The organism is Streptomyces sp. GESEQ-35 (assembly GCF_017948485.1).
Lineage (GTDB): Bacteria > Actinomycetota > Actinomycetes > Streptomycetales > Streptomycetaceae > Streptomyces.
Genome location: NZ_JAFFSX010000003.1, coordinates 453,795 through 471,013, shown reverse-complemented (window position 1 = coordinate 471,013; position 17,219 = coordinate 453,795). Strand labels below are relative to the sequence as shown.

18 protein-coding genes and 2 tRNA genes are annotated in these 17,219 nt (G+C 68.2%); 13 read left to right on the top strand and 7 right to left on the bottom strand.

Annotation, left to right across the window (positions count from 1 at the left end; translation table 11 throughout):
• The first annotated feature begins 10 nt into the window (after positions 1-10).
• Positions 11-805 (top strand): DUF3566 domain-containing protein, encoded by a 795-nt coding sequence (locus tag KCH87_RS09190; RefSeq protein WP_210585425.1) that lies wholly within the window; start codon positions 11-13, stop codon positions 803-805.
• Between the two features lie 124 nt (positions 806-929).
• Positions 930-1,006: transfer RNA gene (locus KCH87_RS09185), tRNA-Ile, on the top strand.
• Positions 1,007-1,163: 157 nt separating this feature from the next.
• Here KCH87_RS09185 and KCH87_RS09180 read toward each other — a convergent pair.
• Positions 1,164-1,499: a DUF6344 domain-containing protein gene (locus tag KCH87_RS09180; protein ID WP_210585424.1), complete on the bottom strand. Its 336-nt coding sequence runs from the start codon at positions 1,497-1,499 to the stop codon at positions 1,164-1,166.
• A gap of 327 nt (positions 1,500-1,826) precedes the next feature.
• Between KCH87_RS09180 and KCH87_RS09175 the strand changes: the two genes are divergently transcribed.
• Together KCH87_RS09175 and KCH87_RS09170 are read left to right on the top strand one after the other, a co-directional pair.
• Complete coding sequence (locus KCH87_RS09175; protein ID WP_003999697.1) at positions 1,827-1,955, top strand: DLW-39 family protein; 129 nt, start codon at positions 1,827-1,829, stop codon at positions 1,953-1,955.
• Positions 1,956-2,225: 270 nt separating this feature from the next.
• The gene (locus tag KCH87_RS09170; RefSeq protein ID WP_308298790.1) at positions 2,226-3,509 is read left to right on the top strand and encodes a hypothetical protein; all 1,284 of its coding nucleotides are present in this window, start codon (positions 2,226-2,228) and stop codon (positions 3,507-3,509) included.
• A gap of 66 nt (positions 3,510-3,575) precedes the next feature.
• On the opposite strand, the gene KCH87_RS09165 is transcribed toward KCH87_RS09170, so the two are convergent.
• Together KCH87_RS09165 and KCH87_RS09160 are read right to left on the bottom strand one after the other, a co-directional pair.
• The gene (locus tag KCH87_RS09165) at positions 3,576-5,294 is read right to left on the bottom strand and encodes a serine/threonine-protein kinase (protein WP_210585423.1); all 1,719 of its coding nucleotides are present in this window, start codon (positions 5,292-5,294) and stop codon (positions 3,576-3,578) included.
• 241 nt (positions 5,295-5,535) lie between these two features.
• Positions 5,536-6,084, bottom strand: a complete 549-nt coding sequence (locus KCH87_RS09160; RefSeq protein ID WP_210573411.1) for a DNA-binding protein — start codon at positions 6,082-6,084, stop codon at positions 5,536-5,538.
• Positions 6,085-6,266: 182 nt separating this feature from the next.
• On the opposite strand from KCH87_RS09160, the gene KCH87_RS09155 reads away from it, so the two are divergent.
• Positions 6,267-6,339 (top strand) — tRNA-Ala (locus tag KCH87_RS09155).
• A gap of 429 nt (positions 6,340-6,768) precedes the next feature.
• Here KCH87_RS09155 and KCH87_RS09150 read toward each other — a convergent pair.
• Positions 6,769-7,470 carry a DUF5324 family protein gene (locus KCH87_RS09150; RefSeq protein ID WP_210585422.1) on the bottom strand — a complete coding sequence of 234 codons (702 nt, stop codon included), beginning with the start codon at positions 7,468-7,470 and terminating at the stop codon, positions 6,769-6,771.
• A gap of 319 nt (positions 7,471-7,789) precedes the next feature.
• Between KCH87_RS09150 and KCH87_RS09145 the strand changes: the two genes are divergently transcribed.
• The gene (locus tag KCH87_RS09145; protein WP_210585421.1) at positions 7,790-8,323 is read left to right on the top strand and encodes a peptidylprolyl isomerase; all 534 of its coding nucleotides are present in this window, start codon (positions 7,790-7,792) and stop codon (positions 8,321-8,323) included.
• A gap of 108 nt (positions 8,324-8,431) precedes the next feature.
• A complete protein-coding gene (locus tag KCH87_RS09140) occupies positions 8,432-9,340 on the top strand; it encodes a rhomboid family intramembrane serine protease (protein WP_210585420.1) in 909 nt (302 codons plus the stop codon).
• 271 nt (positions 9,341-9,611) lie between these two features.
• Here the strand turns inward: KCH87_RS09140 and crgA are convergent, their stop codons facing one another.
• Entirely contained in the window at positions 9,612-9,866 is a 255-nt protein-coding gene (crgA, locus tag KCH87_RS09135) for a cell division protein CrgA (protein ID WP_210585419.1), read from the bottom strand.
• A gap of 142 nt (positions 9,867-10,008) precedes the next feature.
• On the opposite strand from crgA, the gene KCH87_RS09130 reads away from it, so the two are divergent.
• Genes KCH87_RS09130 through KCH87_RS09105 form a run of 6 tightly spaced genes read left to right on the top strand, consistent with a single transcriptional unit; the run spans position 10,009 to position 14,421 of the window.
• On the top strand, positions 10,009-10,788 hold the full coding sequence (locus KCH87_RS09130; RefSeq protein ID WP_210585418.1) for a DUF881 domain-containing protein: 780 nt from the start codon (positions 10,009-10,011) through the stop codon (positions 10,786-10,788).
• A 21-nt stretch (positions 10,789-10,809) separates the two neighbouring features.
• On the top strand, positions 10,810-11,511 hold the full coding sequence (locus tag KCH87_RS09125; protein WP_210585417.1) for a class E sortase: 702 nt from the start codon (positions 10,810-10,812) through the stop codon (positions 11,509-11,511).
• A 17-nt stretch (positions 11,512-11,528) separates the two neighbouring features.
• A complete protein-coding gene (locus tag KCH87_RS09120; protein WP_210585491.1) occupies positions 11,529-11,726 on the top strand; it encodes a hypothetical protein in 198 nt (65 codons plus the stop codon).
• The gene (locus KCH87_RS09115) at positions 11,723-12,361 is read left to right on the top strand and encodes an aminodeoxychorismate/anthranilate synthase component II (RefSeq protein WP_210585416.1); all 639 of its coding nucleotides are present in this window, start codon (positions 11,723-11,725) and stop codon (positions 12,359-12,361) included. Before KCH87_RS09120 ends, KCH87_RS09115 begins: the two co-directional genes overlap by 4 nt.
• The gene (locus KCH87_RS09110) at positions 12,358-13,653 is read left to right on the top strand and encodes a class E sortase (protein ID WP_210585415.1); all 1,296 of its coding nucleotides are present in this window, start codon (positions 12,358-12,360) and stop codon (positions 13,651-13,653) included. The genes KCH87_RS09115 and KCH87_RS09110 overlap by 4 nt, the downstream gene beginning before the upstream one ends.
• Before the next feature lie 6 nt (positions 13,654-13,659).
• Entirely contained in the window at positions 13,660-14,421 is a 762-nt protein-coding gene (locus KCH87_RS09105) for a class E sortase (protein WP_210585414.1), read from the top strand.
• 74 nt (positions 14,422-14,495) lie between these two features.
• Here the strand turns inward: KCH87_RS09105 and KCH87_RS09100 are convergent, their stop codons facing one another.
• Together KCH87_RS09100 and pknB are read right to left on the bottom strand one after the other, a co-directional pair.
• Positions 14,496-14,861, bottom strand: coding sequence for a hypothetical protein (locus KCH87_RS09100; protein WP_210585413.1), 366 nt, complete (start codon positions 14,859-14,861; stop codon positions 14,496-14,498).
• 209 nt (positions 14,862-15,070) lie between these two features.
• Complete coding sequence (gene pknB / locus KCH87_RS09095; protein ID WP_210585412.1) at positions 15,071-17,071, bottom strand: Stk1 family PASTA domain-containing Ser/Thr kinase; 2,001 nt, start codon at positions 17,069-17,071, stop codon at positions 15,071-15,073.
• Between the last annotated feature and the right edge of the window lie 148 nt (positions 17,072-17,219).

Sequence of the window (17,219 nt, the reverse complement as noted above, 5' to 3'; positions counted from 1 at the left end):
GTGAGTCATCGTGAGCGGAGCCACGGGCGCCGGATCGACCGGTACGAACACGGACGGCGGCGCCTCTGGCTCCGCGGCGCGTGTGACGGACTCGCACACGACCAATCTGCAAGCGATCAAGTCATCCGCGACCGACTCGCACTCGCCTGATACTCAAGGACCCCAGGGGGGAACTGTGCCGGACACCCGAGGCCCGCAGACCCAGCAATACCCGGCTGGAGCGGGCCCGGCCGCTCCGGGCGCCCAGCCCCAGCCGCCGGCCCAGCCCGCCGCACAGGCGGCGCCGCAGCCGTCGCCCTCTCCGCTGCCGGGGGAGCGCCAGCCCCAGCCCCAGCAGCCCGCCGGGCCCTACCACCCGCCGCAGGCCTACGAGCCCGCGGCGGCGCCCGCCGGCGCCGTACGTCGGCCCCGCACGGGCGCACGTACGACGCCCCGCACCCGCAAGGCTCGGCTGCGGGTCTCGAAGGCCGACCCGTGGTCGGTCATGAAGGTGAGCTTCCTGCTCTCCATCGCGCTGGGCCTCTGCACGATCGTCGCTTCGGCGGTGCTGTGGATGGTCATGGACGCGATGGGTGTCTTCTCGACGGTCGGCGGCACGATCTCGGAGGCCACCGGCTCGAACGAGTCGAACGGCTTCGACCTCCAGTCGTTCCTGTCACTCCCCCACGTCCTGATGTTCACGTCGATCATCGCGGTCATCGACGTCGTCCTCGCGACGGCACTGGCGACGCTCGGCGCGTTCATCTACAACCTGTCGGCGGGCTTCGTGGGCGGCGTCGAGCTGACGCTGGCCGAAGACGAGTGACATTAACTGCGAACGCCGTTTCAAACCTCGGCCTACGGTCCTCTGACTATCGATTTTGGGACTGCCCACGTCGTGCGCTAATCTTCAGGGGTCAGCGCGCGGGACACACACCGCAGAGCGCGGCGGGGCTATAGCTCAGTTGGTTAGAGCGCATCCCTGATAAGGATGAGGCCACAGGTTCAAATCCTGTTAGCCCCACCAGCATGAAGACCCCCAACCGAACGTGGTCGGGGGTCTTTGGCATATCCGGCTCCATGAGAAAGGCCCGGCCGCTCGGTGAGCGGCCGGGCCTTGGTCCGGGCGGTGCTGTACGCAAGTTCGCCTTTGCCGGATGGGGGAGGAAAGAGCGTGCCGGGGGTCAGCGCTGGAGGGTGGTGACGGGCTCGGCCGGGTCGCAGAGGGAGGCGGCTTCGAGAGCCGTGTCCTCAACCGTGTCCGCCGACGGGCGGTGGCGGCAGCTGGGGGACTTGCCGTGTGCCTCGGCGTGGATGCGCTGCTTCATGGTGGGGGGCAGTGAGCGGGACCAGGCCCAGGGGATCGGCGGTGTCGTCACCTGCGCGACGCTCTCGCTCGCCGCCTCGGTCTGCGGTACGGCCGCCGCGGCGGCCGTGGTGATGAGTCCGAGCGTCGTGCACAGCGCCAGGAAGGCGGTGACGATGGCGGTCCACAGCTTCATGACCTTGGTGCGGGCCATGGCCCCTCACTTTCGGGTTGGGCGATTTGCGTACTTTCCTCATGATGTGTATGTGGGTCGCGAAGTGGTGGACCGACGCCCGTGACGCGTCGATCTTCCGATCAACACCACTCGGATGGGTGCAAGAGGGCTGAAAGGTAGATAGAGGGACCCAAAGTCGCCCTCCGTGGCGATGTGATCACCCTCCGATCGGAGCGTCGACGTCCGCTTCTACTGCGCTGTTCCGGACGGCAGTTGGCTGCCGATACAGGTCACCGATCGGTATCGGTCGGTGTGTATAGTCGGGCGCCAGAGGTCCCCTACGTCAAGGAAAGACGAGGTCGCGCGGTGAAGAAGCTTCTCCTGGTCGCACTGGCCGCCATCGGCGGGCTCCTCGTGTACCGCCAGATCCAGGCGGATCGCGCCGAGCAGGATCTGTGGACGGAGGCGACTGACTCCGTGCCCACGGGTTCGTGAGTATCGACAACGGATTCTGAAAGACCCCGACCGCCCTCGCGGTCGGGGTTTTGTGTTGCGGGGTGTCCCCGGATGTGTCAGGGGATGCCTTTGAGGCGGGTGTTTCGGCCGCTCGTACGGATTGCGCGGATGACATACCCCCGATCGGGGCAGGATGGGCCACGGTCCCGGTCCGGCGACGACGAGGGGTGGCGCGTGATGGGGCGGCGCTGTACGGCGTGGTGGCGTGCGAGGGGGTGGCACGGCCATCGTCCGTCGCGGCACGCGCGCGTGGCTGTCGTGGCAGCGGTCCTGGGCGCGGCGACAGTCCTGCCGGGTGATGCCGCCTTCGCCGGGGTGACACCCGGCTCGTACGCCTTCGAGGCGCCTGGCCCGTACTCCTTCGATGAGGATGCCCGGTCCGTCGACGGGGCGACCGGCACCACGGGCGCCGACCGGCTGGACGTGGGCACTACGTACCGCAGCTCCCTCCCACAGGACGGCAAGCTCTACTACCGCCTCGAACTCGACGCCACGTCGAACGTCTACGTCTCCGTGACCGCAGTCCCACGCGCAGGCACCACGGTGGCCCCCACCGACAACCTCAGGGTGACGCTGCGGGACGCCAACAGCCGCCCCTGTTCGTATGAGACGGTCGGCTTCGGGAGCCGCAGCCCGCACCCGATCGCCGCCTGGGGAGCACGTGAGACCCACGCGACCGGCTCCTCCTGCCAGGGCACGGGCACCTATTACCTGCTCGTCGAGCGCGCCGACCGAAGCGACTCCTCACCCGGCGCCTGGGACCTGGAGCTCGCCCCCGTCTCCGAGCCGCGGCTGAGGCAGACCGCTGAGACCGAGGCACCCGAGGACTGGAACTCCGCCTCGCCCACCCCCCTGCTCAGCGAGGCCGAGCACCGTGAGGGCGGCGGCGGCTTCACTCGGGCGACAACCCTCGGGCAAGGCGTCTGGCGCGACGACCTGCGGCCCGGGCAGACCGTCTTCTACAAGGTGCCGGTCGACTGGGGACAGCAGCTCTACGCCACCGCCGAGTTGGGCAGTTCGAGCGGCGACGGCGGCCTGGTGGCCGTCGCCCTGGACATGTCCCTCTACAACCCCGTGCGCGCCCGCGTCGACGACGTCAGCGTCAGCTACAACGGCAGCCAGAAGTCGGGGACACTCGATCCGCTGCCGCCGGCCGCGTACGCCAACCGGTACGACCATTCCGACCAGGTCAACGGAATGCGATTCGCCGGCTCGTACTACCTCGTCCTCCATCTCGCTGAGCAGGTGGGCGAACGGTTCGGCGACGGGCCCTTCGAACTGACGCTGCGGACACGGGTCAGCGGCGCGGCAGAGGCGGGGCCCGGTTACGCGGGATCAGCCCAGCCGCCGAACCTCTTCGAGCTCACGGCTCAGGACCGGGAAGCCACGAACGAGGGCGGCTCCGACAGGTCCGGGAGCGGCGACGCCACGATGGCGGTGGTCGCCGTGGGCGGGATCGGCGCGGGCACGGTGCTGTTGGCGGTGCTCGGTGTGTGGACGCTCGTGGCGCGGAGGCGGGTCGGGGCCTGGTAGGGCCGAGGCCGGGGTGACTTCGGGTCCCTCCCGACATGGGTGACTTCGGGTTCTTGCGGGCTGAGCTCAGAGGCGCGTCAGCGCCCAGAACCCCACCGCGTAGCAGGCCAGGGCGAGCAGCAGCAGCGGGACGGCCACCTTCGCCGGTGGGCCGGGGCGGCGGGGCCGGCGGGCCGCACGGTGGCGTGGCTGCGAAATTGCCTGCGCGGAAGGTGGAACCTGCGGGTCTTGAGCGGTGTACGAAGCAGTAGAGGCATCAGCGCGAGGGTGCGACACCGGTGTCAGGGCCTGAGTGGAGTGGCGCGGTGTGTGCGGCTGGGGGGAGGACAGGACATGCGTGGGGTCGTAAGGCGAGTAGGGGGACAAGGGGGCAGGGCTTGGTTGGCTGCCCTCGTATGGCTGGGGCTCTGGATGCCGATGGTGCTGAGCCTGGGCTGGGGGCTGTGCCTGGGCCTGGGCGTCCGCGGGCGGCGTCCGACGAGAGGAGTCGGTGGCCTGAGGGGGCGGCAGGTGGAAGCTGCCGGTGTCCGACATGCTCGGCGGCTGCGAGCCCGTTGGCAGTCGGGGATCGGTGCCCTGCCCCGGAGTGCCCGGCTGCCGTGGATCGGTCTCCTGCCGCAGATCAGCCGGTACGACGACGGCACCCGGACCGGTCGGTACAGAGCCCATGCCGGAGCCGTTCGGTCGGGAACCCGCACCGGAGCCAGCCGGTATGTGCCCCGCACCGGAGCCGGCCGGTCCGTGCCCCGCAGGGTCGGCCGTCATGTACCCCGGGGCGGAGCCGGCCGACACATGCCCTGTGCCGGAGTCGTTCGGTACGGAACCCGTGCCCGACGCATCCCCTTCGCCTCGCCCGGCGGTCGGCCCGCGCCCGCCCCTGAGCGGATCCACTCCCGGTGCGGGCTTGAGCGGTCCGTCGGGGACGAACCCCGGGGGAAGCGGGCCGAGTTGGTCGAAGATCTCGATCAGCTCGTCGTCGGGGCCGCCCTCCGGGAGGAGCTCCGCGGCCGAGGCGAGCGCCTTGCGCGCGCCCGTGGCCGTGCGGAACCGTGCCTGCGGATCCGGTTGCAGCAGCGTGGCCACGACCTGCCACAGCGGCTCGGGAATGCCCGTGGGCGCCCCAGGCGTCCCGTGCTCAGCGAAGTACTGGATGAGTGCCTTGGCGTCCGGCTTGGCGCCCTCCAGCAGATACAGCGCCACCAGCCCGACGGCGAACAGGTCTGCGGGGAAGTCCGGTTCCGCGCCCATCATCTGCTCGGGCGCCAGATAACCGGGCGTTCCCACCACGAGATTGGTCTCCGTCAGCCGCGGCTCGCCCAGGCGCATGGCGATGCCGAAGTCCGACAGCCGCAGCCGCGGCCGACCCGTGCCGGTGGCCTCCAGCAGCACGTTCGCGGGCTTGATGTCGCGGTGCACGACGCCTTCCGCATGCACCGCGGCCAGCCCCGAGAGGAGCTGGTCGAGCAGAGTGCAGACGAACGGCGCCGGCAGGGGGCCGTAGTCCCCGATCAGATGGACCAGCGAGCCGCCGGCGACCAGATCCATGGTGAACAGGACCTTGTCGTCGTCGGCGGCCCAGCTGGCGGGCGCGAGCACATGGGGGTGATCGATCCGCAGCGCCTGCTCCCGCACAAAGCGCAGCAGCGAGTGCGCGTCGCTCTGCTGAAGCACCTTGGCGGCGACATAGCGGCGCCTGCGGTGGTCCCAGGCGCGCCACACGGCGCCCACACCGCCGCGTCCGATCGGGTCGGCCAGTTCATACCGGCCAGCGAAGACCTCACCCATGGCTGTGCGTCGCTCCTCCCCCTTCGGCTGTCCCCCTTGCTTCCCCCTCGACGAGCAATACGACTCCTGCCGCCCTCAGTTGGATGAGCGATACCCCCGTAAGCCTGCGGTCCCGCAAGCCTGTGGCCCCCGTACCCCACCAGCCCCCGTAGCCCGCGGCCCCCGTGCTCCGCTGACCCTGGCGCTTCTCCTCGGCCGTCGACCCGGCTGCCGAACCCCCTTCGGTGACCGGGCCCGCCGTTCAGCTCTGGTGGGACTGGTAGTGCGCGACTGCGTCGGAGGTGCGGCCCGCGCCGTACACCCGGAGGAACTCTGCCAGTTCCGGGTGGGTCGGGGCGAGGGTGTCCGCCGCCTCGATGATGTCTCCCGCCGCCGCCACCGAGCGCAGCAGCGACTGGATCTCGCGGACCACGCGCTTGACCGTCGGCGCTCCCGAACTGCTGGTTGTGGTCGTGGTGTTACTGAGCACCGAGCCCCCCTGCGACTTCTTGATCTCTTCCATGCGTTCAGTCGCCTCGGCCGCACTCACGCTGCCGTCCGCGACCTGCCCGGCCAGGTCCTGCAACAACTGCACCCGCTGGACCACGGCGGGATTGCCGATCTTCGCCCGCTGGCCGCTCATCAGCTGCGACAGCATTGGTGCGGACAGGCCCAGTACCCCCGCGAGACGAGCCTGGTTGAGGCCAAGATCGTCTATCAGCTTACGGAAGAGCGCCCCCAGCGGCTCCCCATACCAGTTCCGCTGCAGTTCCCGCGCTCTTGCGGTGGCTTCCTGCTGTGCGGCGTCCATTGCGTCTCCCCATCGCTTTCCCCAAAACGGCGGTTCGCTGTCGCGAACCACGCCGAGCATCTTACGGAGAGTGGCCGTCCATCGGGACCCCCAATCGTTTTGCGAGATACGGGGGGCGACCCGGTACTCTGGTCTGCGGCGCCCGCCGGTATGCGGTTCTTCCGGTCGGACGCCTGTCTTCCGGGGCCTTAGCTCAGTTGGTAGAGCGCTGTCTTTGCATGGCAGATGTCAGGGGTTCGACTCCCCTAGGCTCCACACCTCGGACCGGTCAGGTGCCTTAGTGGCTCCTGGCCGGTCTTTTCGTTGGGCTGGATTTCAGGGGTGACGTGCGTCACGCGATACAGGCCCGGCGGCGTTGCAGATATTTGCGCAAACAGGCGCAGCGAGTGGAGGCGGCGGGATGGTCACGCCCGTGTCCGACGTGGTGCGAGTGGGGCGCTCCGACCTGCGTGCGGTGTGTGAGCTGGCGTGAACGGATGCGGGTAACCAGGGGAATGCGTTCCGTTAAGGAAGTCTGTGCGGAACCTGCACAACTGGACCGTTGCAAACGTCATCGTGAGCGGAGCGCGTAAACACGTGCCCGGCTGGACAAGGCACGACTGTTCCACGTGAAACATCGCGGTGGGGCGGGAGACCCTCAAGTCTCCCGCCCCACCGCACAATTGACGCGATCTGCCGGAACGCTCACCGACCCTCGTCGCGCTTGGCGGCTTCCTCCTCGGCCTCCTTGGCCTGCACCTCGGGATCGAGCACGGCCTGACCCGTGCCGTCCACCGACGTGAGCCTGCCACCCTCGGACACCTCCGTCGCGGCGGGCGGCTCGACCAGCCAGTCGGGGTTGGCCTGCTTGTCCCACCACTTCCAGGCGGCGAAGGCGCCACCCGCCAGCACACCCAGAACTGCCAGTGCCTTGGCCAGCCGACCGGCTCGCGCCCGCCGCTCGTGCCTGCGGTCCAGCTTCTGGATGTCCTCGGCCGAGACATGGCTGCGCAGCGCGGCCAGCGCGGCGGCGCTCCGAGCGGTGGCCTCGTCCTTGGCGGGCCCTGCCGCGGCCACCGCCTGCTCGATCCGCGGCTTGGAGTAGTCGGCGGCCTGCCTGGCAGCCTTGCGAGTACGGACGGCAGCCTCATGGGCGGCCTGGTCGACCTTCGGCGGTACATGTGTACGGGCCTGCTCCAGGCGCGGCACGACATACACGCCGTACTGGGTGCGGGCCTGCTCGGCGGCCAGCGACACCTTCGGCGCAAGCCGTACGCGTGCCTCGTGCGCATAGTGCGTGGCCCTGTCCTTGGCCGTGTCGGCGTAGGGCGCCACCACTTCCGCGGCGTGCAGCACGCTGTCCTTCGCCGAGCCGGTCGCGGCGCGCACGCTGTCGATGCGGGTCACGGGATCCTCCTCCTCGGTGGCGTACGGTATTTCGGCTATCCACCCTTTTACGGATCATGCCTCCAGGTGCACCCCGAGGCATGTGAGAGCGGGCATCCGGGTCATGGATCAAGTGCAATAGCGGATGAATACGGGGCAACAGGAGCTTGTCGTCGACAATGCCACGGATCGCTGCTCCGCGCCCCCGCCCCGGGGCCACTCGCCCGGATTTCTCCCAAGCGACACGCAGGCAAACCGGTGCGGAACAGGGCGGCGGGCGACGTAGGGCGTGGACCGTGCGAGGATCAGGGGGTCACAGGAAGACAACGGAAGGCAGATCGTGGCTGAGCAGCTTTACGCCACCCTGAAGACCAACAGCGGCGACATCGAAGTCCGGCTCCTGCCGAACCACACGCCCAAGACGGTCCGGAACTTTGTCGAGCTCGCCAACGGCGAGCGTGAATGGACCAACCCGACCACTGGCGAGCGGTCCACCAACAAGCTCTACGACGGCACGGTCTTCCACCGGGTGATCAGCGGCTTCATGATCCAGGGCGGTGACCCGCTGGGCAATGGCACCGGGGGTCCCGGCTACCAGTTCGAGGACGAGTTCCACCCGGACCTCTCCTTCGACAAGCCCTACCTGCTGGCCATGGCCAACGCCGGTCCGGGCACCAACGGCTCGCAGTTCTTCTTCACCGTCGCCCCGACGACCTGGCTGAACCGCAAGCACACCATCTTCGGTGAGGTCACGGACGCGGCGAGCCAGAAGGTCATCGACGCCATCGCGACCGCCCAGACCAACCCGCGCACCGACCGCCCGGTCAACGACGTCGTCATCGAGTCGGTCGTCGTCGAGACCCGCGAGGGCTGAGCCCTCGAGGGGCGGATGCCCGAAGCGCCCCGCAGGGAACCAAACGCCCCGCTCATCCGTAAGGATGGGCGGGGCGGTTCTTATGAGCACGACGACCGAGGGGATCCCATGGACCAGGCGCCAGGCAGCCCGCAGGGCCCGGACGACCAGGGCCCTCAGCCCGCACAGAGCGCACCCGTCTGCTACCGGCACCCGGGCCGCGAGACCGGCGTGCGCTGCACCCGCTGCGAGCGCCCCATCTGCCCCGAGTGCATGGTCAGCGCCTCCGTCGGCTTCCAGTGCCCCGAATGCGTCCGTGGCGCCGCCGGCACCGGCGTCTCACCCACCGCAGCCCGGCCCCGCACCATCGCAGGCGGCACCGTCACCGCCGACCCGCGACTGATCACCAAGATCCTGATCGGGATCAACATCGCGGTCTTCATCGCGGTCCGGTCATCGTCGTCGCTCCTGAACGACCTGTATCTCATCGGCGAATGGCCCCCGGCCCCCTTCGTACCCACCGAAGGCGTCGCCGAGGGCGAGTGGTACCGCATGTTCACGGCGATGTTCACACACGAGGCCCCCTGGCACATCGCCTTCAACATGCTCAGCCTGTGGTGGCTCGGCGGCCCCCTCGAAGCCGCCCTGGGCCGGGCCCGCTATATCGCCCTCTACCTGGTCTCCGGGCTGGCGGGCGGCGCCCTGACCTATCTGATCGAGTCCCCGACCACGGCCTCGCTCGGCGCCTCCGGCGCCATCTTCGGCCTCTTCGGCGCCACCGCCGTCCTCGTACGCCGCCTGAACTACGACATGCGGCCGATCATCGCCCTCCTGGTGATCAACCTGATCTTCACCTTCGGGTGGAGCAACATCGCCTGGCAGGCCCACATCGGCGGACTCGTCGGCGGACTCGTCATCGGCTACGCCATGGTCCACGCCCCGCGCGAGCGGCGGAACCTCGTCCAGTACGGCAGCTGTGTGCTGTTCCTGGCCGTGATCGTCGGTGTGACTCTCTTGAGGACCGCCCAGCTCACTTGATCCCCAGCATTGTCCACAGCGTGTGGCGGATCTTGTGCACGCTGTGTGGGAACAGTTGTGCCCCCTGCCATGGACCTGTGTTTCCGCAGGTCAGGCAGGGGACGAACGTGTTTCCGAATCTGTCGTGCGACTGTCGTACCGGCGTCAACACTCGGTGGGTTATCCACAGATCGTCGTTCTTTATCCCCAGGCGGGGTGTGGAAATCTTTGCAAGTTGTGGATAACTCAGCGGATAGCCCTGGGCAGAGCTGTGTTCACCGGCCGGTGGCCGCTACTTCCACTGCGTCGAGACGCCGAAACCGGCGGCGATGAAGCCGAAGCCCACGACGATGTTCCAGTTGTCGAGACCGTCGATGGGCAGTGAGCCGTCGGTGACGTAGAAGACGACGATCCATGCCAGGCCGATGAGGAACATGGCCAGCATGACCGGCGCGACCCAGGTGCGGCTGGTGAGCTTGATCGCGGTCGCCTGCTTCGCCGGCGGCGGCGTGTAGTCGGCCTTCTTGCGGATACGTGACTTCGGCACGAGGGTCTCTCCTGTCGATGCGCTGCGTGGCCGCGCAGGGAACTGGGGCGGGCTCCGGGGCAGCGTACAAGGGGACTCTTAGCGCTCCCCCGGGCGTCCGTTAGCGTAGTGCTTCCGCGGCGCCGAAGGAGATAAGGGTACGTTGAGCAATTCTGCCGACTCTCCCGGTACGGGGTCCAGTCCTGCCCGCGGACGCCGTTTCCGGCCTGTGCGGGTGCTCACGGCGGGTGTCTTCGCCCTCGCGGGACTCATTTTCTTCACCAGCTTCAATACTGCCAAAGGCACCAATATCCGCACGGACGACTCCTTGCTCAAGTTGTCCGACCTCATTCAGGAGCGCAGCCACAACAACGGCCGGCTCGACGAGTCCAACGCGGGTCTTCGTGATGACATCGATGCGCTCGCCGAGCGGGACGACGGCAGCAGCAAGGCCGAGGACGAGAAGCTGGCGGGCCTGGAGAAGGGCGCGGGCACGCAGAAGCTCAAGGGCGAGGCGATCACCGTCACCCTCAACGACGCCCCGCCGGATGCCACCGCCAAGCTCCCCGGCTATCCCGAGCCGCAGCCCGACTACCTGGTCATCCATCAGCAGGACCTCCAGGCCGTGGTGAACGCGCTCTGGCAGGGCGGCGCCGAGGGCATCAAGGTCATGGACCAGCGGCTGATCTCGACCAGTGCCGTGCGCTGTGTGGGCAACACCCTGATCCTTCAGGGCCGCGTCTACTCACCGCCGTACAAGATCACGGCAGTCGGGGACCCGGAGAAGCTACAGAAGGCGCTTGTCGAGAGCCCTGCGATCCAGAACTACATGGTGTACGTCAACGTCTACGGGCTCGGCTGGAAAGTCGAGGAGGACGGGACGGTGACTCTGCCCGGCTACTCGGGCACAGTGGATCTGCAGTACGCCCAGCCCGTGGAGTGAGAGTCCGTTCAGGAGCTGCCGGTGCGCGTCGTCGTCAGGACCGTCAGCGAACTCTGTATCACCGTAGGTACGTTGATCGTCCTGTTCGTCGTCTATGTGCTGTTCTGGACCGGTGTGAAGGCCGACCATGTCATGGCCGACCAGATCGACCAGCTCGAGGAGCAGTGGGCGCGCGGTGCTGTGCAGCCCACACCGACGGCGACCCCCGGTCCTTCCGCTGCGCCGGCCGCTCCCGCGCGGCCGGCGGCGTACGAGAGCGGCAAGCCCTTCGCGGTCATGTACATCCCGCGTCTTGGTTTCACGTGGAACAAGCCCGTGCTCGAGGGGACCGCCACCGGCACCCTCAAGAAGGGCCTCGGCCACTACGCGCGCACCGCCCAGCTCGGTCAGAAGGGCAACTTCTCGGTCGCGGGCCATCGGCGCACGTACGGGGACCCGTTCAAGGACTTTCCCGAGCTGAGGCGCGGCGATGCGGTGGTGCTGACGGACGGGACGACCTGGTTCACGTACAGGGTCGACAAAGGGCCCTACAAAACCGTGCCCACCGACGTTGAGGTGATCGACCCTGTGCCACGTAATTCGGGGTACACACGTGCGGGCCGCTATCTCACGCTGACCACCTGCGATCCGGAGTGGGGGCACAGCCACCGGCTGATCGTCTGGGCGCATCTCGACTCCACGCAGCCTGTGGAGGCCGGGAAACCAGATGCCCTGCGCCGTTAGTCTGGTGCGGGTACGGCGTGAGTCTGGTGCCGTGGTGCGACGGAAGGGACGGCATGTACGGCTGGATCTGGCGGCATCTGCCGGGGAACGCGTGGGTGAGGGCGCTGCTCTCGCTCATGCTCATCGTTGCCATGGTCTACGTCCTCTTCCAGTACGTCTTCCCGTGGGCCGAACCGCTGCTTCCCTTCAACGATGTGACGGTGGACAACCAGTGAGCGCGCGGATTCTCGTCGTCGACAACTACGACAGCTTCGTCTTCAACCTGGTCCAGTACCTGTACCAGCTGGGCGCCGAGTGCGAGGTGCTGCGCAACGACGAGGTGTCGACGGCGCACGCCCAGGACGGTTTCGACGGAGTGCTGCTGTCACCGGGCCCCGGTACACCGGAGGAGGCCGGGGTCTGTGTGGACATGGTCCGGCACTGCGCCGCCACCGGGGTGCCCGTCTTCGGCGTGTGCCTGGGCATGCAGTCGATGCAGGTGGCGTACGGCGGTGTCGTGGATCGTGCGCCCGAGCTGCTGCACGGCAAGACCTCGCTGGTCGAGCACCAGGGCGAGGGCGTCTTCGCGGGTCTGCCGACGCCCTTCACGGCGACGCGCTACCACTCCCTGGCTGCGGAGCCGGGGACGGTCCCGGCCGAGCTGGAGGTCACGGCCCGTACGCACGACGGCATCATCATGGGTCTGCGCCACCGCGAACTCCCGGTCGAGGGTGTGCAGTTCCACCCCGAATCGGTGCTGACCGAGCACGGTCACCGGATGCTGGCCAACTGGCTGGTGGAGTGTGGCGACCAGGGTGCCGTGGCGAGGTCGGCGGGGCTCGCCCCGGTGGTGGGCAGGGCCACGGCGTGACCGCCCTGCGCCCCGAGCGCGAGTCCGGCGCGGCCGCCTACGGCAACGCCGGCGACCAGGGGACCTCGTACGGCGAGCAGCCGTACGGGGCGCCGGGTGCGTTCGAGGACTGGCAGGGGACGCAGGGGACGTACGGCCAAGGCGTGCAGGAGCCGTACGGCCAAGGCATGCAAGAGGCCTACGGCCAAGGAGTGCCGGAGGCCTACGGCCAAGCGGTGCCGGAGGAGTACGGCCAGGGAACGCAGGCGTACGGGGTGGCGGAAACGCAGGCCTACGCCGCGCAGGAGCCGTACGCACCCTCGTATCAGCCCCCCGTCGACGACCCCTCCATACCGTCCGGCGGTGAGTCCTTCCTGCCTCCCGCCGACGAGGAGACCGTCGCCCTGCGGATACCTGATCCGCCCCCCATGGCCGGCGGCGAGTCCATATCGGCTTCTGGCGCCTCTTCCGCCGCGTCCGCTCCCCACCCCGCCCCGGGTGGGCGAGCGGCCCGCAGAAAGGCCGCCAAGGGCCGTCACGGGCGGCATGGCGGTGCACGGGAGGAGTCTCCGTCGGCCGAGGCGGAGGACGACCGGCCGCTGTCGCGTGTGGAGGCCCGTCGGCGGGCGCGCGCGAACAAGCCGGGCGCCGGAGTCGTGGCCAGCCGGGCGATCGGCGAGGTGTTCATCACCACCGGTGTGCTAATGCTGCTGTTCGTCACCTACCAGCTGTGGTGGACGAACGTCCGGGCGCACGCGCAGGCCGGGAAGGCGGCGAGCAACCTCCAGCAGGACTGGGCGAGCGGCAAGCGAGCCCCGGGGACCTTCGAGCCGGGGCAGGGTTTCGCCCTCCTGTACATCCCCAAGCTGGACGTGGTGGTGCCGATAGCGGAGGGCATCAGCAACAAGAAGGTGCTCGACAAGGGGATGGTCGGCCATTACGGCGAGGGCGAGCTGAAGACGGCGATGCCCAGCGCGAAGACCGGCAACTTCGGGCTCGCGGGGCATCGCAACACGCATGGCGAGCCGTTCCGGTACATCAACAAGCTCCAGCCGGGCGATCCGATCGTCGTGGAGACCCAGGACACGTACTACGTCTACAAGATGGCGTCGATCCTGCCGGTGACCTCGCCCAGCAATGTGAGCGTGCTCGATCCCGTGCCCAAGGCCGGCGGTTTCACCGGTCCCGGCCGCTACATCACGCTGACGACCTGTACGCCGGAGTTCACCAGTAAGTACCGGATGATCGTCTGGGGCAAGATGGTCGAGGAACGGCCGCGCAGCAAGGGGAAGCCGGATGCGCTCGTCTCGTAAGGGCGGATGAACGTGGCAGCGACCACTGACGACACCGAGCACGCAGAGCGCACCCACGCGCCCGGATCGGCGTCCGCGCCGCGCCGCCGCGGCCCCGGGCGGATCGCGATGGCGGTCAGTGTCTTCGGCGAACTCCTCATCACGGCGGGCCTGGTGCTCGGCCTGTTCGTCGTCTACTCGCTGTGGTGGACGAACGTCGTCGCGGACCGGGAGGCCGGCAAGCAGGCCGACAAGGTCCGTGACACCTGGGCTCAGGACGACTCCCGCCCCGCCACGTTCGACAGCAAGAACGGCATCGGCTTCCTGCACGTCCCCGCGATGAGCAAGGGCGAGATCCTGGTCGAGAAGGGCACCTCGTCGAAGATCCTCAACGACGGTGTCGCCGGCTACTACACCGACCCCGTCAAGTCCGCGCTCCCGACCAGCGGCAAGAACGGCAACTTCAGCCTCGCCGCGCACCGCGACGGCCACGGCGCCAAGTTCCACAAGATCGACAAGATCGAGAAGGGCGACCCGATCGTCTTCGAGACCAAGGACAAGTGGTACGTCTACAAGGTCTACGCCGTCCTTCCCGAGACCTCGAAGTACAACGTCAAGGTCCTCGGCCCCGTCCCCAAGGAATCCGGCAAGAACAAGGCCGGCAAGTACATCACCCTGACGACGTGCACGCCGGTGTACACGTCCCGGTATCGGTACGTGGTGTGGGGGGAGTTGGAGCGGGTGGAGAAGGTGGACGGGGAGCGGACGCTGCCGGAGGAGCTGCGGTAGCGGACAAGCCGAAGAGGACTTGCCCGCAGGTCGCGCGGGCAAGTCCTCTTCGCTTTGTCGCTACCGCCGACGGCTCAGGTGGTGAGGTCGTACTTGAAACCGCTGAACTTGTCGCCGCTCTTGATGAGTGAGACGCGCACGCCGACCTTGGTGTTCTCGGGCACCTGGCTCCCGAAGCACTTGTACTCGTGCGACTGGGCGGGCTGCGTCGTCCTCAGTTCGGCGATCGTCCTGTAGTCGCTCATCCGGAAGAGGTGGATCTCGACGGCGTAGCCGTCACTCTGGTCGTCGTAGACGGTCAGGCAGTCCCCGTCATGACCGAAGGCCCCCTTGCCACCGGGATCCCAGTCCGTCGTGTAGACGAAGCCGCTGTTGGTCCCGGCACTCGCCGTTCCCGCCGTAAGGACGGTCAAGGCACAGGCAGCCCCGAGGACGGCCATGATTCGCTTCTTGATGATTACCCCCATATGTTCAGATCGCGTTCAACGCGATCATGACGCATATTAACTGATCAGTAAGCCATGCCCATGAGGCCCGGATGTGGTGGCCGTCACTCGTCCTCGGGCATGGCTGAGCCCCGGTCCCTGAGCAGGGAACCGGGGCTCAGCCATGCGTGCCGGGGAAGCAGTCCTCCGTGCGGGTCGCTTCCCTAGTCGGAGTCGTTGCCTCCGATGATGCCGCCGTTGCCGTTGCCGCCGTTGCCGAAGCCCACCGTCGTGAGGGTGACCGTCGTGCCGGCGGGGTCGTCGACCGGGTTGCCCGCGCCGGGGTCCTGGGCCGTCACGATCGCGTTGTCGCTCTGGTCGCTGCCGTCGGCGAACTGGATGTTGGTGAAGCCCTGCCCCTGAAGCGTCTGCCGGGCCTGCGCCACCGTCCCTCCGACGACGTTCGGCACCTGGGTCTGCTGCTCCTGGGCCTTGCCGATGTTGATCTGGACCGTGGAGTCCTTGTCGACCGAGGAACCGGCGGTCGGCGAGGTGTTGATGACCTTGCCGACCAGGTTCGGGTCGGCGGTCTCCACCTCGACGCAGTTGCCGGTGAGGTCGTTGGCCTCCATCTGGGCCTTGGCATCGTCACAGGTCTGGCCGGTGACGTCCGGGACTGTGGCCTTCTCCTCGGCCTTGGCGATGGTGAGGGTGATCGTCGATCCCTTCTCCACCTCCTTGCCCGAGGTCGGGTCCTGGTCGAGGACGGTGCCAGGATCGTCCGAGGAGACCTCGCGGGTCTCCGTCTTGACCGTGAACTGGTAGTCGTCGCCCTCGAGTTTCGACTTGGCCTCGTCCAGGGTCAGCCCGATGACGCTCGGCACCGCCACCTTCGGCGCCCCCGTGGACACCACGACCTCGACCGAGCTGCCCTTCTTGACCTCGGTCGGGGCTGCCGGGCTCTGTGAGCAGATGGAGCCCTTGGGAGTGTTCTCGCACGCCTTGTTCGTGGGGTCGAGTGTCAGCTCCGCGTTCTTGGCCTGCTGCTTGGCGTCTGCCAGCGTCAGGTCCACGAAGTTCGGCACCGCCACGGTGTCGTTGCTGGCGCCGCTGGAGCCGTCGACCACCCACTTGCCGATCAGCACCGCACCGATCAGCACCAGCACACCCGCGACGACCAACAGGATCGTCGAGGTGTTCGACTTCTTCTGGCGCCGCCGGCCCGGCCGGTCGTCGTAGCCGAAGCCGCCGTCGTCCGGATTCATGGGCGGAAGCATCGACGTGGCGGCGCCGCCGCCGTCGGCGGAGCGCAGGGCGGTGGTGGGCTGGTCGTCCGGGTAGCCGCCGTAGCCGACGGAACCCATCGCGGCGGTGGCCGCGACCGGCTGGCCGTCGAGGCAGGCCTCGATGTCGGCGCGCATCTCGTCGGCGGACTGGTAGCGGTAGTTCGGGTCCTTGGTCAGCGCCTTCAGGACGATGGCGTCCATCTCGGGCGTGATCTCGGGGTCGAAGACCGACGGGGCCTGGGGCTCTTCCCGTACGTGCTGGTACGCGACCGCGACCGGGGAGTCGCCGACGAAGGGAGGACGGACGGTCAGCAGCTCGTACAGCAGGCAGCCTGTTGAGTAGAGGTCCGACCTCGCGTCCACCTGCTCGCCCTTCGCCTGCTCCGGCGACAGGTACTGGGCGGTGCCGATGACCGCGGACGTCTGCGTCATCGTCATGCCGGAGTCGCCCATGGCGCGGGCGATGCCGAAGTCCATCACCTTGACCTGGCCGTTGCGCGTCAGCATGACGTTGGCCGGCTTGATGTCGCGGTGGACGATGCCGTTGCGGTGGGAGTACTCCAGTGCCTGGAGGATCCCGATGGTCATCTCCAGGGAACGCTCCGGCAGCAGCTTGCGGCCGGAGTGGAGCAGCTCACGGAGTGTCGAGCCGTCCACGTACTCCATGACGATGTACGGGATCGACACGTTGTCGATGTAGTCCTCGCCCGTGTCGTAGACCGCCACGATCGCGGGGTGGTTGAGCGAGGCGGCCGACTGGGCCTCCCGGCGGAAGCGGGCCTGGAAGGACGGGTCGCGCGCGAGGTCCGCGCGGAGCGTCTTCACTGCCACGGTGCGGCCGAGGCGGGTGTCATGGGCGAGGTATACCTCCGCCATGCCACCGCGGCCGAGCACCTGGCCCAGCTCGTACCGGCCGCCGAGGCGACGCGGCTCTTCCATAAGCTACCTACCAGCCCTCTCCGTCGGTCCCGACCCGCACTGATGTGCGGCTCGGAGGCTGCCGTCCGGGCCTACCGTACCCGGCTCGCTTTGTATGACCTGGCCAAGCCCGTCAGCCGATACAGGACCGGTATCGCAACGTGCGGCG

Coding starts and splice junctions, on each gene's coding strand:
- KCH87_RS09180 (WP_210585424.1), bottom strand. CDS start 1,499: ATGGCCCGCACCAAGGTCATGAAGCTGTGGACCGCCATCGTCACCGCC.
- KCH87_RS09165 (WP_210585423.1), bottom strand. CDS start 5,294: ATGGGTGAGGTCTTCGCTGGCCGGTATGAACTGGCCGACCCGATCGGA.
- KCH87_RS09160 (WP_210573411.1), bottom strand. CDS start 6,084: ATGGACGCCGCACAGCAGGAAGCCACCGCAAGAGCGCGGGAACTGCAG.
- KCH87_RS09140 (WP_210585420.1), top strand. CDS start 8,432: ATGGACCAGGCGCCAGGCAGCCCGCAGGGCCCGGACGACCAGGGCCCT.
- KCH87_RS09105 (WP_210585414.1), top strand. CDS start 13,660: ATGAACGTGGCAGCGACCACTGACGACACCGAGCACGCAGAGCGCACC.
- KCH87_RS09100 (WP_210585413.1), bottom strand. CDS start 14,861: ATGGCCGTCCTCGGGGCTGCCTGTGCCTTGACCGTCCTTACGGCGGGA.
- pknB (WP_210585412.1), bottom strand. CDS start 17,071: ATGGAAGAGCCGCGTCGCCTCGGCGGCCGGTACGAGCTGGGCCAGGTG.